A 14,829-nucleotide genomic window follows, 5' to 3' on the forward strand; every position below is an offset into this window, starting at 1 on the left:
TTAATTAAACGCTTATTTTTGCTTAAAATCTAGTCATTTTGACTAAGTGGTCGATTTTGGGGTACTAAGTGGTCAATTTTAAAGACGTAAAAAGGAGTTGGAACAAAAAGAGGATGTCTGAGACAAAATTTTTTTGTCTCAAGCACCCTCTTTTTTACTTTCTAGTTAGTCTGATCGCGTTCGTCAAGCCAGCATTCTAGGCTTTAAGGACACTGAACAACAAATTATCATTCGGTACTACTTAGTCCACGCTTGCTAGGCGAATTTTTCCGGAATTTAAGTCAGTCTCCGTCTGTTAGTTGCGTTGTTTTACAACTAAGATAATAGCAAGTTCCTGCTATGATCATCGCTAGTGGCGTTGCGCCACACGTTGCGTTGACTAAGGTGACATGTTTTAGTAACAAATAAGAAATAACTGCTATGCCCCACGAGCAGATGGCTTTCCAGTTGACACCGCCATGATACCAGTATTTGGCATTAGTAAAACTTTCTAACCGGTAGTTTTGGTGTTGGATGAGGTAAAAATCGACTAGAAAAATAGCTATTTCCGGACCTAAAAACATCCCGATCCCATCTAAAAAGACGGTGAACACGTCTAAGAAAGTGGAATATAACAACGGAATGAAGGTGACGAAAACAGCTATCACTGTAACTAAAATTAAACTGACACGTAACGAAAATTTGCGGGTGATATTGGTTAAAGCGGAGCCAGCGGACATCAAGTTGACGGCGTTGGCGGTGGTACTGGTAATCACGATCACTAACATCGCCAGGACACCCAAGCCTAATTTGCTGGCGATCGTTGAAGGATCAGAATTGTTGGCATCGAAATGATTTAACGTGATGGCTGTGGCGATCGTCGAGACGATCCCAATCATGGCAAACCATAATAAGCCTAGTGTTGCTCCTAAAAACGGTGCGCTAGTCGCACTGCTTTTTTTCTTAGTGAAACGGGTAAAATCACTGCCCGCGGTGACCCAAGCGAGGTTGAAAGCGGCTAGCGTGTCGATGGCCTGGCCGCTGTTCATTTTAGCCGCGGCTGGGGGACGCCAAGCAATGATCTGTGCTAGTGAAACGTGCTGGAAAACGATCGCCGACTCCCAGATCACTAACGCAAAAACTAGGATAATCCCGCAACGTTCGATCAGTTGTACCGAACGTTCACCGACTGAAGTGCTGAGCAAATGTAAGACGCTCATTACTAAAATGCCACAGATCAAACCTTTGGTCCCACCGGGTTTACCATAGACCGGCCAACCTAACAGATCATGTAAGATGTAGCTGATCGAGGTGGCGGCAATAAAGGTGTTGACGGCGGCCCAGCCGATAAACTGCACGAGATTGATGACCGAGGGTAAAAAGCTCCCTCGCACCCCGAAAGAAGCACGTGTCAACGACATGGCGGGCAACCCTGTTTTATACCCCATGTAACCTGCCAGGCTGAGTAACAAGTAAGAAGCGACTCCGACGAGCACTAATGTAGTTGAAGCCGTTGCGAAACCGCAAGCGGCAATGACTCCGCCGACGTACCACGTGCCGTTATTGGCGTTGGCGCCGACCCAAGTTGCAAACATGTCCCAGTACGTCTGATGACGCTGTTCCATAGAGATCGCCTGAATTTCAGGCGACTGTTTGTCTCTCATCATGATCCCTCCTAAGTAAAATCAAATTTGCCACATTGAAGGGTATTTTACACGAATTCCTAACAAATGCAAAGTAAAAATAGCTAGAAATAAAATTACAGTCAAAAACCCTATTGTTTCTAGTCGTTATGAGTTTCATAATGAGATTTAAAAGCGATGGAGGGAAGCATAGGAATGGTCAAAGTATTAGGATTATTAAGTGCCCATGATCCGCACGGTCTGACGGCCCAAATGTTGATAGAGGTGCTCAGCCAAGTAGCAGCCCCTAACGAGACCGAAATTGTCAACTTAGCGGACTACCAGTTTAAACCGGATACTAAAACGGCCAGTGATCCAGTTTTGGATGAATTAGAAGATAAACTACTGGCAAGTGACGTCTGGGTGTTAGCGACGCCGACTTATTGGGGAACGATGGCGGGCAAAATGAAAGATTTTTGGGATTGCATGCGCCATCGTTTGGTGCGCTTCGATGCCACGGGACAAACGCACCCCGCACGTTTTAAAAATAAGCACTATCTCAGTATCACCAGTTGTTACATGGGCACGTTTGAAAATTTGGTAACGGGCATTACCGACCAAACTTTGCGTACGATTGACCGGGTGATGACGGCCGCCGGCGTGATCAAGGTCGGCGAGCTGGTTTTAACGAACACGCAACACCTGACCGCATTACCGCACGCTAAAAAAGTCGAGTGTCACAAGTTAGGGCAGCGGTTAAATTCATTACAGAAAAGAGACGACAGTACGGTGAAAAGATATTTTGAATTGTTTGTGATGGTGGCGGTGATGGCCTTAGCCACGATGGAAATTCAAGTGGCAGTTGGCTTGATCCCAACAGCTCATTTTTGGGTGAGTTACGCAACTTTTGTGGTGATCTTCTTTATTTTATTAGGCTGTATCTTACATTTCATGACGTTTGTTAAGCATCGGAGAAAATAAAAAATTGCGTAGGCACAAAAAGAAACGCGGCAGTTGTTTTGCCCGCGTTTCTTTTTACGTAACTGTTTTAAGTGTTTTTGTAGCTTAGCTAACGTATTTCTCGCGAAATTTTTGCGGATAGTCCGCCGGTAGTTTTAATCCTGCTTGCAAGTAATTATCAAAGGTGCCAAACTCCTTGGTGATCGTCGCAAATGCGTGTTTTAGGTAGTCGGGGTTGACCGTCAGCGCCACTTTGATCGCTGCGACTTGGTCGGCGGGCACGTCTTTTAACCCCGCGATGATCTGGTCATTAGCTTCTTTACGCAGTTCGTTGGTTAATAAGTAGTCGTCCATGATGGCTTGGTCGCTGGCACCGGCGATCTTGAGAATCAGTGCGGCACCAAATCCGGTGCGGTCCTTACCAGCAAAACAGTGAAACAAAATCGGCGTCGGTTCATCGGTGATTAAGTCGCTTAAAAAGGTGTGGTAGCCGGCTTTGGCCGAGTCACACGTCACCATTTGTTCGTAAGTCGTCAGCATGTTATCGTAGGTATCGCGTGCTCCTTGGGTCATTTCTCCCGCCGAAGCGTAGTTGACCTGCACGCTGGCTAGGATATCGAGGTGTTTAAAAGTCACACCCGCAAGCGGCATGTCCGGCATTTCGTTTTTTTCCTGGTCGCTTCTGAAATCATAAACGGTTTTTAAGCGACAAGTATCGGTGAGAAAAGAAATGGTTTTTGAAGAAAGGTCGACTAGCTGACCGCTGCGCAAGAAGACACCTTTTTTTAGGCGACCGTGAGGCAACGACACGTCGCCGAGGTCTCTGAAATTAACTGGTTTAACTGCTGGCATAATGTCTCTTCTTTCTGCTAATTAGTAAATTTATTATAGCAAATTGTTAGGGCGAAGTAACTACTAGGCGGGACGACAAGTTGTGTTTTTAAATTTTATATACTAAAATTAAACACGTAAACGAGGTGTGAAAATGAAACCAAACTTAACAGTGACAAAAGATGTGATCGCAATTGACACTAAAACTGCGTTGACCGGTGAAGATATTTTACGGATCATCGGCGCGCGGGCGGTTGACGAACAGACTGGCGCGGATATTACTAATAAGCTGCTGGTCAATTTAGCGGACGTCAAGTTAGGGCAGCCGGGGATGTATGAAGCCGGGGTGTCGGTGTTAAATGAAGCAAATACGTTGCAATTATTACGCCGGATCACGATCAAGATCACGACGGAAGGTCCAGGTGAACAACAGCAGCCGGTAACTAGGCAACAAGAACAGCCACAAGGACCGACGACGCCGAATGAAAAACAGCCGGCAGATAAGAAGTCCAAACGTAAAAAAATTATCAGAAATGTGTGTTTAGTAGTCGTAGCGCTGCTGGCGATTTATCTGTTATGGATCATGTTGAGCTACCATAATACTCGTAAGCAGGTAGCTGATCAGGGAGCTAAGATCGGTGAATTGCAGCGGCAAAATAATTCGATGGGCGATGACATCGACACGTTAAAGACGCAGATGAGTGGCTTAAAGGATAACTATAATACCTTGAAAGGTGCTATGAAGAGTGAACAAGGATACAAAGAGAAAATTGATCAAGTTTCGGATAGTTTAGCGACTCTTAAGGCCCAGTTGGACAGCCAAACGCAGCAAAATGGCTGGCTGTATAGTATTTTTAATAGTAGGTTAGATAAGTTGCAAGACACGGTTTCGCAATTGCAAAATGCACAGTCACTGTCACAGGCGCAAAATATTTTGGATAGATATAAATAGCAATTTGCGAGGCAAGGCGGTTAGTAGTGTGTTGCCTTGCGAAGCGCGGTTAAGGTAGCTTAAAAGCGGTCGGGATCAAAATGGTCCTAGCCGCTTTTTTAGTGCTTCAGGAGAGTTTGACTAATCTGCTTTCTCCCTAGTTTTCGGGATTTGTGCTAAAATCGAAGTGGGAAAATTTATTTATTGTTAATATTAAAAATAACTGTGCTCAAGAATAGGTGGGAAAATCATGACTAAAATCAAATATCAGCTGGCAGCCGATACGGTGGGGAGTTTTTTGCGGCCGGAAAACCTCAAGGCAGCCTACGCTAATCGGGACAAGATGTCTGCGGCTGAGTTTACCGAAATCAGAAAAGCGGCTACTAAGAGCTTGGTGGAAAAGGAAATTTCTCGGGGAATGCTGATCGTTTCCGACGGCGAATACAACCGCCAGAACTTCTTTATCGATTTTTTGGCAGGACTAAATGGGATAAAAAGCATTCCCAACGGGTTTGAGTTGAATTTTAGCGGTGAGACTCTTCACGGTGACGGGTTGCAACTGACTGGCAGGTTGCAAGCCAACCTGCAGCACCCGTTTTTGACCGACTATCAATTTTTGCAGCAAATCTCGCCCCAAGGGATCCATAATAAGGTGACGATCCCCGCCCCGACACCCTTGCTGTTGGCAGGGCAGTTAGCCGTCATCAAAAACGTGGATGAAATTTACGATAACCGACAGGATTACTTAGCCGATATCGTGCAAACTTACCAGCAGACGATCCAACAATTTTACCAGTTGGGGTTGCGTTACTTGCAACTAGACGATCCGTGGCTACTGGGACTGACGCTACCGGATGCACCGCAGGAAAAAGGCGAAAGCGAAGCGGAAATCGTTACGGTGTTACAACAAATTTTGGCGGTCGTGCCAGACGACATGATAGTGGCTACTCATATTTGTCGCGGCAATTTTCACTCGCATTCTTTAGGTGGTGGGACTTACAATCAAATTAGTTCTCTGCTAGCGCAGCTGCCATACGATGCTTTTTTGCTGGAATACGACGACTTCAAAACAGCTGGCGACTTTAATTTTTTGACGGAAGTGCACGCTAAACAACCGCAGGCAGTTTTTGTGTTGGGCCTGATTTCTTCTAAGAAAGGTGAGTTAGAAGACTTATCCCAGTTAGAAGAGTTGTTAGACCAAGCGCTGAAATTGGTGCCAGCAGCTAATTTAGCGGTCAGCCCCCAGTGTGGTTTTGCTTCGACCGTTACGGGAAACACGATCACAGAAGAGCAGCAGTGGGCAAAAGTCAAGCTGGTGCAAAGTTTAGCTAATTATTTGCGCCAAAAACGAACTGAAGAAACTGAATAACTCAAGTGAAACCGAGACGAGTAGCCATAGTCTCGGTTTTTATTTAGCCGGCAAAAATGGTAGTTATGCGGATTTTATTAAATTAAGTTTACAAAAAAGTTAAATTATTTTATAATATCAATGTGATATTAAGTTGCTATTACTAGGGGGTGAGATATCGGTGCAGATGACAACTGTTCGTTTTCCGGATCATACCTATGCTGCGTTGAAGAAAAAAGCGGCAACGAGCCATTTGAGTATTAACCAGTTGGTAGTACAAAGTGTTGAAAAAATGTTGCAATCCAACAACTCGCAGATCGAAAATCAGTTGGCGTTAAATCAGGTCATCCCGCCTGCCAATATCTTGGAACAAAGTGGTTTGGTGCAGGTCAATGGTATCTACTACCGGTATTTGACCGTTGATAATCAGCCGATCATTGCCGCTACTGATTACGTAGTAGTTGCTACTAATGGCAATATTTTAACTATCAAAGCCATTCAATAATAGGAGGAAGTAAAATGTTAGGAATTAAGGTTGTGTCCCAAAACTATCAGGGATTAGTTGAAACTTTTGGTAAGTACCAGCACACGGTCGAATCGGGATTGCATTTTTACATTCCGTTGGTCCAAAAGATCCGCACAGTTCCGCTGGCAATGCAGCCGATCGAATTACCACATTACTCGATCATCACTAAAGATAACGCCGAGGTCTCAACTTCGGTCACGCTTAATTATCACGTAACGGACGCCGTTAAATACGAGTACAATAACACGGATTCCGTGGAGTCGATGGCGCAGTTAGTCCGTGGTCATTTGCGGGATATTATTGGCAGGATGGAATTGAATGACGCACTCGGTTCGACGGCGCGGATCAACGCTGATCTAGCACAAGCAATCGGGGATTTGACTAATACATACGGTATCAATGTTGACCGGATCAATATTGATGAATTATTGCCGTCAGACGAGATCCAAACGGCGATGGATAAACAGTTGACCGCCGACCGGGAGCGAATCGCTGCGATCGCTAAGGCCGAAGGTGAGGCTGAATCGATCCGTTTGACTAATGAGGCACAAAACAACGCGCTGATGGCGACGGCTAAGGCCCAAGCCGATGCTACGCGGACCCGTGCCGATGCCGAACGTTACCGGATCGACACGGTTCAAGCCGGGCTGGCTAATGCCGATGAGAAATATTTTAAAAACCAATCGATCAACGCTTATAGCAATTTAGCTCAATCACCTGCCAATATGATCGTTGTTCCTAACGATGACAGCAGCCAGTTCGGCCAAACGGCGTTACTAGCAGCTGCTGTGGCTGAGGGCAAGAATGATGTTGCGGGTAAATAATAAGTAAAGAAGGTGGCCGCGATGGTTTTTTGGACCGTAGTTTTTTTAGTTTTTCTTTATGTGTGTTTAGAAATGGTTTTTAGCAGTAAGGGACAAAAGAAAACCACACCGCAAACGGGCAAGCAACGCCAACAAACAGCGCGGCCCAAACAGCGTGGTAAGCAAAAACAGCGTACTAATAATGGTGACAAGAATAAAAATTCTGCGCGGGCACGTCAGGTCAAGCGTGATGATACTGCCCACGGGGTGTTAAAAAACGGGGTATTGTACCACACGAAACACTACCGGCGTTCTAATTTTTCGCGGATGCCCCAAAAGTCTTTGAGTAGTACTGATAACAATAGTAGACGCAGATAAAAAGAGGGAGTTGGGACAAAAAGTGGACTAAGACGAAAGTAATTTCGTCTTAGTCCACTTTTTGGTTTTCGTAAGTAATAGACTGATCGTGCTCCAAAAAGCAGCAGTTTGTGCCTAGCTACGTTTCAAAATAAAACCAAAGTGCGGGTTTTACTTTGAAACTAGGCTAGTGCTCGACTGCTAACCTCTTTTTGTCACAACTCTTTTATATAGTCTTGATTACGCGCCAGCCGATCCTAACCGGCTTGACTTACAGCGTTTTAAGCGTGCTGCGCAGCTTTTCTCAAATCTTTTTCATACACAAAGTAATTACTCGAACCATCGTCGTCTAACGCGAAGTCCCCCTGCAAAACTCCAACTTTTTCAAAGCCCATTTTTTCGATAACATGCTGCATTGCAAAATTGCGTTCGTGGGTATCGACTCTAATACTTTGGATTTGCGGGTAATCGCTGATGATCTGGGCAATAACTTTTTCAAATAATTGTGTGGCGTATCCCTTGCCACCGTGATTCGAATGAATAGCGACGCGGTGGATCACCACGTAATCGCTGGCGTCTACTAACCAGTGACCATCCAGCTGATCATACGAGTTATCTGGCGCGGGGATCAGCGAAATTGCCCCAACGGTTTGGTGATCGTCTGCTTCTGCTAAAAACGCATAGCCGTGTTCGATATCAAACTGGACGTGCTCTCGTGACGGGTAGTTTCCCTGCCACTGATTAACACCTTTTTCGGCGAGTTGGTCGCGACCATCCGCAAGGATGGTGATCAGTTGTTCTAAATCTTTCATCGTTGCCTTACGAAGCTGCATGTGTGGACCTTCTTTCTCAAATGATTAACACGAATATTTTACTCAAAAAGAAGTTAGATGCAAATAATTTGTTTGCTGTTAATTTAGGGAACGGTTTGCTATGATAATATGATAGATAGTAATAAATTAGTAAAAGGAGAATTGCGATGAAAAATATTGTTTCGTCATGTACGACGATTTTAGCAGGGAAAAAAGCGACGTTAGACGGTTCGACGATGATCGCGCGCACTGAAGATCACAGCGACAAAGCTGAACCGCAACAATTTGTCGTAGTGACACCGAGCCAACAACCCCGTCATTACCAAGCAAAATTATCTAAATTTAACATTGATCTACCGGACGACCCGTTACGTTACACCGCAACGCCAGACGCCGTGCACGATCACGGGATCTGGGCGGGAGCCGGGATCAACAGTCAAAATGTGGCGATGTCTGCCACCGAAACGATCACGACAAATGCCCGGGTACTAGCCGTTGATCCGCTCGTCGAAGATGGTTTTGGTGAAGAGGATATTCCGACGATCGTTTTGCCTTACATCACTTCGGCGCGTGCGGGTGTTAAACGTTTGGGTGAATTGCTGACCAAGTACGGGACTTACGAGTCTAACGGGATTGCTTTTGCTGATCAAGATGAAGTTTGGTACTTAGAAACTTACGGTGGTCATCATTTTGCTGCGGTCAAGATTCCGGACGACGCTTACGTAGTAGCACCTAATCGTTTGAATATCACCGATTTTGATTTTTCCGATACGACGAACACGCTCTGCTCGGCTGATCTTAAAGAAATGATCGGGATTTATCACCTTAATCCGGATAAGAAAGGCTACAACATGCGCCATATTTTTGGCTCATCGTCGGTCAAAGATACACGCTATAACGACCCGCGTGCATGGTACATTCAGTCTTATTTTACCCCGAACGTTAAGCAAGATCCCTATGATCAAGATCTGCCGTTTATATGTCGGGCTAACCGCAAGTTAAGCGTCGAAGATTTTAAATGGGCGTTAAGCTCACATTACCAAAATACCGAATTTGATCCGTATGATAAAATGAGCACTGCTGGGGGCAAATTGCGTCCGGTGGGTATTAACCGTAACGAAGAAAGTCATATTTTACAGATTAGAAATGGCGTGGCGCCAGAAGTTGCTGGCTTGCACTGGCTTGGTTTTGGTCCGAATACCTTTAACTCGTTTGTGCCGTTTTTGGTCAACGTAAACGACACGCCGGCTGCATTCAAGGACACGACTGCTGAGTATGATCCGCAAAATGCGTACTGGTTGTCGCGGACGTTGGGCACTTTGGGCGACACCAATTACGATTTGTACAGTGATTTGGGAGCACACTTTGAGCAAAATACGCAGGCTGCATGCCGGGCCGTAATTTTACGGGTGGAACAAGAGGTCACGCAGACGAACAACGTCGAAGAATTATTGATGAAAGCCAATCAGGAAATGGCTGATTTGTATATTAAGAATAGTTTGGAACTGTTAGGCAAGATGGTAGTGGCAGGATCGGCTCGAATGAAGCTAAAATTTTCGCTGTTAGACTAACAAGCTGCGAAAAGCGGCGCTTAACAGTCGAGGACTAGCCTAGGTCAGCAATAAGTCGGTTTGAGACTTGTTGTTGACCGTAGCTAGACACAGACTGTTGCCGCTTGGAGCGCAATTAAAGACAAGCTGCGGAAATTGCCAGCTGGAGCGCAATTAAGAACAAGCTAGCTAAAAAGGAGAGGACTGGGATAAAACTTCGTTTTGTTCCAGCCCTATTTTTATTTTCCGTAAGTAATAGACTTAATCGCGTTTTTCAAGCCAGCAGTCTAGGTACTAAGGACACTGACAAACAAATCTAAGTACAGGATTTGCTTGTCAGTGCCACTTAGTCCACGACTTAACCTGCTTGACTCACAACTTGTTTGATCGTGCTCCAAAAAGCAGCAGTTTGCGCCTAGCTACGTTTCAAAATAAAAACTAAGTGCGGGTTTTACTTTGAAACTAGGCTAGTGCTCGAAAGCGCTTTTTGTCCCAACTCTTTTTTGGCTAATAAAAATGTCTTTGCCCCCAAAACATGCTAAAATGGCGGTGAAAGGGTGGGATAAGATGAAAACAGCAGCGGTGATCCTCGCGGATGGTTGTGAAGAGATCGAGGCGCTGATCCCGGTAGATATTTTACGGCGGTTGGGTGCTACTAATGAATTAAAAACTGAAATGGTTGGTTTAGACAAACTGGAGGTCACGGGTGCACACCAGATCCCCTTACGTTGTGAACGGGTGGTAGATGATGAATTACTAGCCGCTGACATCGTGATTTTTCCTGGCGGGTCGGTGGGAGCCAACAACTTACGTAACAGTGAAAAATTAATGAAGATCATGCAACGACGCGCGCAGCAAGGTAAGTGGAACGCGGCGATGTGTGCCGCACCGTACGCATTGTCTCATTTTGGCCTGCTCGATGGCCACGAGTATACTTGCTTTCCCGGAATGGAAGAGCAAATTGCGCCGGAAACTCCGACGGCTAAACACCGAGATGCGCTGGTAGTGGTTGACCAAGCCGCCCATTTGATCACTAGCAGGGGACCAGCGACGGCTTTTGCGTATGGGTTTGCGATTGGACAGGCCTTAGGTTGTGACATTAGTGCCGTGCGTGCCGGCATGCAGTATGATTACTTAGCACAACATATTAAATAGTATTACTGGCCAATAAGCTAATATTGGCTATCCCAATAAATGGAAACGTTTTTTTAGGGTTGACAAAATTTGTTGGAGAATATATGATGTATGCAACATATATCATATAACTGGTGGGAGAATAAATAATCAATGGTGGGTGCCAAAACGGGAATTGACGAACAAACGATAGCGGAAGTTCAACGAATCTTCAAAATGCTCAGTAATCCGGTGAGAATGCAAGTACTGTACTTACTGGAACGCGGTGAGATGAACGTGACGACGCTGGCTGCAACTTTGGACGTCGAACAATCGGTAGTGTCGCATCACTTGGCCTTGTTGCGCCAAAATCACCTGGTAGCCTGCAAGCGTTACGGCAAGCAGATTTTTTATCGCCTGGACGATTCCCACGTTTTAAGCGTTTTGACCGCTGCTTTTGAGCACGCCGAGCACATCACACACCGGTAGGGAGGTGAGATGAATGAAAAATGGTTTAGCGTATAAGTTGGGTATCTTGTTAAACGCGGCTTTTATCGTTACGGAATTTGGCTTAGGGTTGTTTGCTAATTCGATGTCTTTAGTGACCGACGCGGTTCATAACATGACGGATGTATTATCACTTTTGATTTCGTTAGGAGCCGTTTACCTGATGCGTCAAAAGCCGACTAAAAAACACACTTACGGTTTTTATAACACGACTATTATGTCGGCGTTGTTGAATTCCGTGATCTTGTTTGTTAGTTTGGCGCTGGTTATTTGGCAGTCAGTTATCCGACTAACTAGCAAAACTACGGTCGCACCGGTCGGTTGGATCGTAGCGGTCGTGGCTTTAAGCGGAGTGGTGATCAACGGGATCACGGCGTTGTTGATGCATGATAACAGCGGCGAGTTGAATAAGGAAGCTAATTTCTGGCATTTCTTCGGGGATGCACTGTTGAGCTTGGCGGTTTTTGTTGCCGGAATAGTAATGAGTTTTACGGGCTGGAATTGGCTTGACCCGGTGGTTTCGATCGGCGGGGCGCTCTTTATTTTGTACGAATCATGGGACGTGTTGCAAGAGTCGTTTGAAATGTCGACTAATGCGGTCCCACGCAAGATTCAAGGAGAAAAAGTGGAGCAGTATTTATTGAACTTGCCGCAAGTAGAAGCGATCAACGACTTGCATATTTGGCCGTTATCGACGACGGAAACGGCGTTATCGGCGCATTTGGAAGTTGATGATAACAGTAATTATTTAGCGATGGTCGCTCAAATTACGGCCGGGATCCGGCAGCAATTTGCGATCAATCACGTTACGGTGCAGTTAGAAACGTGTGATAAACAACACTGTGCAGCAAAAATTTAATCCAAAGGGGTACCGAAATAAGAAATTACTTTTGTTTCGGTGCCCTTTTGGATTTTAAAACCAGTCGGTTTTGCTCTAGCGCGGTGCACGTGTTTGTAATTATTATATTGTCTTGGCCTATTTTGGTTTTGCTGGTTAATGTAAGTGAATATAATATCCCCGCACTACTAAAAAGCCGACTGCAACCATCACTACGCCTAATAAAATTTGGAGCCAACTCAATACGGCTATTTTTTGGTGCAATAAGTGCCGGGCTCCCCGGATGATTTGCCATATTCCATCTAATACTAAAATTAATAAAACGATGGCAAAAATAAAATCACTGGTAGTAATGGCGGCTAGCAGGCTCACTTCTTTTGCTCCTGGCGGTAAGTGTTGATCAGTCCTTGGGTTCCCTTATCAGCCATATGATAATCATCGTTCATTTTTTGGTAAAGCTTTTCGGCCTGAGCCGTTGCCGGTAAAGTCAAACCAATGTTGCTGGCTTCTTGCAAAGCGATCCGTAAGTCCTTGACGAAATGCCGGGTTTGAAATCCAGGACTGTAGTCTTCTTTTAAAATTCGGGGTCCTAGGTTAGCTAAACTCCAATTAGCTGCGGCACCGGAATTGAGGGTGCTGATAATTTTTCCCAGGTCTAAATTGGTAGATTTAGCATAAAGTAACGCTTCGGTCATCCCGGTCATCGTGCCGGCAATCATGATTTGGTTAGCGATCTTGGCGTTTTGTCCTGCACCAGGGCCACCAAAATAATGAACCTTATCACCGATGACGTTGAAAATGTTTTTCATGCGGTCGTAAACTTTGCGTTCACCACCGACCATGATGGTTAAAGTACCATTTTTAGCGCCGATATCACCGCCGGAAACCGGTGCGTCTAAGGTGTGCACGTCATATTTAGCGCCAAAAGTAGCGATTCCGCGAGCTAATGAGGGCTGGCTGGAAGTCATGTCAACGATGTACATTCCCGAATGAGCACCGGAAAAGAGACTGTTTTTGCCAAAGTAAACGTCTTTGACGTCGTTAGGAGTACCAACCATGGTGAAGACGACCTTACATTTCTTAGCAATGGCTTTAGGCGAGTCTTCCCAGATAGCTCCCCGGCCAATCAGGGCGTTGGCTTTAGCCTTGGTACGATTATAAACACTGAGTTGATAACCGGCATCTATTAAGTTACTACCAATCGCTGCGCCCATCATACCCGTTCCGATCAATCCAATTTTCATTTGCTTTACTCCTTTGATTAAATTTTACTTACAACTTTATCATATACCGAATTCAAACGGGGCGCCAATGTTAAAGTGAAATTTTAGTTACTGATAAAAATAGTTGCGGATAATAGACAAGGAGAAATCAAAACTGCTATACTAAATTAATTAAGGGTTCTGTTTAATTTCTTAATTAAACGGGCTCTTTTATTATTAGGAGGTCAGGCAATGACTAAGACGATTAAACGGGTAATCTTTATTTTGATCTTTAGCGAATTTTTAGTTTGTTTAGGAATCAGTATCGTTATTCCAGTCATGCCTTTTTTGCGTAATGAATTACACTTATCGGCTTTTGAAATGGGAACGATGAACTCATTATTCGCATTGGCACAGTTCATTGCTTCTCCTTTGATCGGTAAAATTTCCGATCGCGGTGACCGGAAAAATATCTTAGTGAGTGGTCTTTTTTTATTTGCCTTTTCAGAATTTCTGTTTGCCATTACTAATAAATTGTTACTATTTAATGTTTCGCGGGTGATCGGGGGGATCGCAGCTGCAATGACGGTGCCGACTGAAATGGCGCTGGCGGCAGACATTACCACTAAAAAATACCGGGCGCGCGTTGTCGGTTGGTTATCCGCTGCTTTTTCGGGCGGGCTGATTTTAGGACCGGGCTTAGGCGGACTACTAGCCAAGATTGATTATAAGTTACCCTTTTGGACTGCCGGTATTTTGGGGATCATCAGTATGGTGGCGATGATCATGATCTTACCGCGGGGAATGAAGCGTGTGGTCGAAGCCAACGAAGTTGAACAGCAAAAGAAAACGGAAAATCTCTGGAAAGTTTTGGGAACTTCGGGTATCATTTTATTTGGGTTGATCTTTATTTCTTCGTTTGGCCTTCAAGGTTTTGAAAGTGTTTTTAGTTTATTTGTCAATCAAGTTTTTGATTTTAGTTTAGGTGACATCGCATTAGTGTTAACATTAAATGGGGTGTTCTCTTTATTCTTTCAGGTCGTGTTGTTCGACTGGATGGTCGCCAAGTTCACGGAACGCAAGTTGATGCGCTATTGTTTTTTACTTTCTCTTTTAGGCACAGTCTGGATCTTATTGGCACGCACGAAGACCGAAGTTGTGATCGCAACGTTGATCGTCTTTTGTGCCTTTGATCTGATCAGACCGGCGATCACTACGCTACTGACCAAACTCAGTCCGGATAACCAGGGACTGTTAAACGGCTTGAACATGTCACTGACCAGTGTTGGTAACGTGGTCGGCCCGTTGATGTCGGGAGCGCTGTTAGATTTAAATCCAAATTATCCGTACACGATCGTCGCGTTTTTCTTAGCGGTATCATACTTGTTGACGTTTGCGGTTAGACAAGACCGGCGATCCGTAAGTATTAAATGAGTTTAGTTCAGGGGGG

The 14,829-nt window shown here is 44.9% G+C and carries 16 protein-coding genes; 11 read left to right on the forward strand and 5 right to left on the reverse strand.

Annotated features, from left to right (window positions below):
- Nucleotides 1–281: 281 nt before the first annotated feature.
- Nucleotides 282–1,643 carry a cytosine permease gene (locus tag ACSYSK_RS01720; RefSeq protein WP_491715836.1) on the reverse strand — a complete coding sequence of 454 codons (1,362 nt, stop codon included), beginning with the start codon at nucleotides 1,641–1,643 and terminating at the stop codon, nucleotides 282–284.
- A 174-nt stretch (nucleotides 1,644–1,817) separates the two neighbouring features.
- Here ACSYSK_RS01720 and ACSYSK_RS01725 point away from each other — a divergent pair, with 174 nt between their 5' ends.
- A complete protein-coding gene (locus ACSYSK_RS01725) occupies nucleotides 1,818–2,582 on the forward strand; it encodes a flavodoxin family protein (protein WP_491715246.1) in 765 nt (254 codons plus the stop codon).
- 84 nt (nucleotides 2,583–2,666) lie between these two features.
- Here the strand turns inward: ACSYSK_RS01725 and ACSYSK_RS01730 are convergent, their stop codons facing one another.
- Nucleotides 2,667–3,413, reverse strand: a complete 747-nt coding sequence (locus ACSYSK_RS01730; protein WP_491715247.1) for a tyrosine-protein phosphatase — start codon at nucleotides 3,411–3,413, stop codon at nucleotides 2,667–2,669.
- Between the two features lie 133 nt (nucleotides 3,414–3,546).
- Between ACSYSK_RS01730 and ACSYSK_RS01735 the strand changes: the two genes are divergently transcribed.
- From ACSYSK_RS01735 to ACSYSK_RS01755, 5 genes are all read left to right on the forward strand, one after another.
- Nucleotides 3,547–4,344: a hypothetical protein gene (locus ACSYSK_RS01735; RefSeq protein ID WP_491715248.1), complete on the forward strand. Its 798-nt coding sequence runs from the start codon at nucleotides 3,547–3,549 to the stop codon at nucleotides 4,342–4,344.
- A 229-nt stretch (nucleotides 4,345–4,573) separates the two neighbouring features.
- Nucleotides 4,574–5,692, forward strand: a complete 1,119-nt coding sequence (locus ACSYSK_RS01740) for a uroporphyrinogen decarboxylase/cobalamine-independent methonine synthase family protein (protein WP_491715249.1) — start codon at nucleotides 4,574–4,576, stop codon at nucleotides 5,690–5,692.
- Nucleotides 5,693–5,858: 166 nt separating this feature from the next.
- Nucleotides 5,859–6,176 carry an Arc family DNA-binding protein gene (locus ACSYSK_RS01745; protein WP_491715837.1) on the forward strand — a complete coding sequence of 106 codons (318 nt, stop codon included), beginning with the start codon at nucleotides 5,859–5,861 and terminating at the stop codon, nucleotides 6,174–6,176.
- Between the two features lie 14 nt (nucleotides 6,177–6,190).
- The gene (locus tag ACSYSK_RS01750; protein WP_491715250.1) at nucleotides 6,191–7,021 is read left to right on the forward strand and encodes an SPFH domain-containing protein; all 831 of its coding nucleotides are present in this window, start codon (nucleotides 6,191–6,193) and stop codon (nucleotides 7,019–7,021) included.
- Between the two features lie 21 nt (nucleotides 7,022–7,042).
- On the forward strand, nucleotides 7,043–7,378 hold the full coding sequence (locus ACSYSK_RS01755; RefSeq protein WP_491715251.1) for a hypothetical protein: 336 nt from the start codon (nucleotides 7,043–7,045) through the stop codon (nucleotides 7,376–7,378).
- A gap of 260 nt (nucleotides 7,379–7,638) precedes the next feature.
- Here ACSYSK_RS01755 and ACSYSK_RS01760 read toward each other — a convergent pair whose 3' ends face one another.
- A complete protein-coding gene (locus tag ACSYSK_RS01760) occupies nucleotides 7,639–8,190 on the reverse strand; it encodes a GNAT family N-acetyltransferase (protein ID WP_491715252.1) in 552 nt (183 codons plus the stop codon).
- Nucleotides 8,191–8,336: 146 nt separating this feature from the next.
- On the opposite strand from ACSYSK_RS01760, the gene ACSYSK_RS01765 reads away from it, so the two are divergent.
- From ACSYSK_RS01765 to ACSYSK_RS01780, 4 genes are all read left to right on the forward strand, one after another.
- Nucleotides 8,337–9,740, forward strand: a complete 1,404-nt coding sequence (locus tag ACSYSK_RS01765) for a C69 family dipeptidase (RefSeq protein ID WP_491715253.1) — start codon at nucleotides 8,337–8,339, stop codon at nucleotides 9,738–9,740.
- A gap of 546 nt (nucleotides 9,741–10,286) precedes the next feature.
- Nucleotides 10,287–10,874: a DJ-1 family glyoxalase III gene (locus tag ACSYSK_RS01770; RefSeq protein ID WP_491715254.1), complete on the forward strand. Its 588-nt coding sequence runs from the start codon at nucleotides 10,287–10,289 to the stop codon at nucleotides 10,872–10,874.
- Nucleotides 10,875–11,006: 132 nt separating this feature from the next.
- Nucleotides 11,007–11,321, forward strand: coding sequence for an ArsR/SmtB family transcription factor (locus ACSYSK_RS01775; protein WP_491715255.1), 315 nt, complete (start codon nucleotides 11,007–11,009; stop codon nucleotides 11,319–11,321).
- Between the two features lie 13 nt (nucleotides 11,322–11,334).
- Nucleotides 11,335–12,198 carry a cation diffusion facilitator family transporter gene (locus ACSYSK_RS01780; RefSeq protein WP_491715256.1) on the forward strand — a complete coding sequence of 288 codons (864 nt, stop codon included), beginning with the start codon at nucleotides 11,335–11,337 and terminating at the stop codon, nucleotides 12,196–12,198.
- A gap of 135 nt (nucleotides 12,199–12,333) precedes the next feature.
- On the opposite strand, the gene ACSYSK_RS01785 is transcribed toward ACSYSK_RS01780, so the two are convergent.
- Complete coding sequence (locus ACSYSK_RS01785) at nucleotides 12,334–12,549, reverse strand: hypothetical protein (RefSeq protein WP_491715257.1); 216 nt, start codon at nucleotides 12,547–12,549, stop codon at nucleotides 12,334–12,336.
- A complete protein-coding gene (locus ACSYSK_RS01790; protein ID WP_491715258.1) occupies nucleotides 12,546–13,421 on the reverse strand; it encodes an NAD(P)-dependent oxidoreductase in 876 nt (291 codons plus the stop codon). Before ACSYSK_RS01790 ends, ACSYSK_RS01785 begins: the two co-directional genes overlap by 4 nt.
- 210 nt (nucleotides 13,422–13,631) lie before the next feature.
- Between ACSYSK_RS01790 and ACSYSK_RS01795 the strand changes: the two genes are divergently transcribed.
- Nucleotides 13,632–14,813, forward strand: a complete 1,182-nt coding sequence (locus ACSYSK_RS01795; RefSeq protein WP_491715259.1) for an MFS transporter — start codon at nucleotides 13,632–13,634, stop codon at nucleotides 14,811–14,813.
- The last annotated feature ends 16 nt before the right edge of the window (nucleotides 14,814–14,829 follow it).

This window comes from Ligilactobacillus sp. ESL1201, from assembly GCF_058503265.1.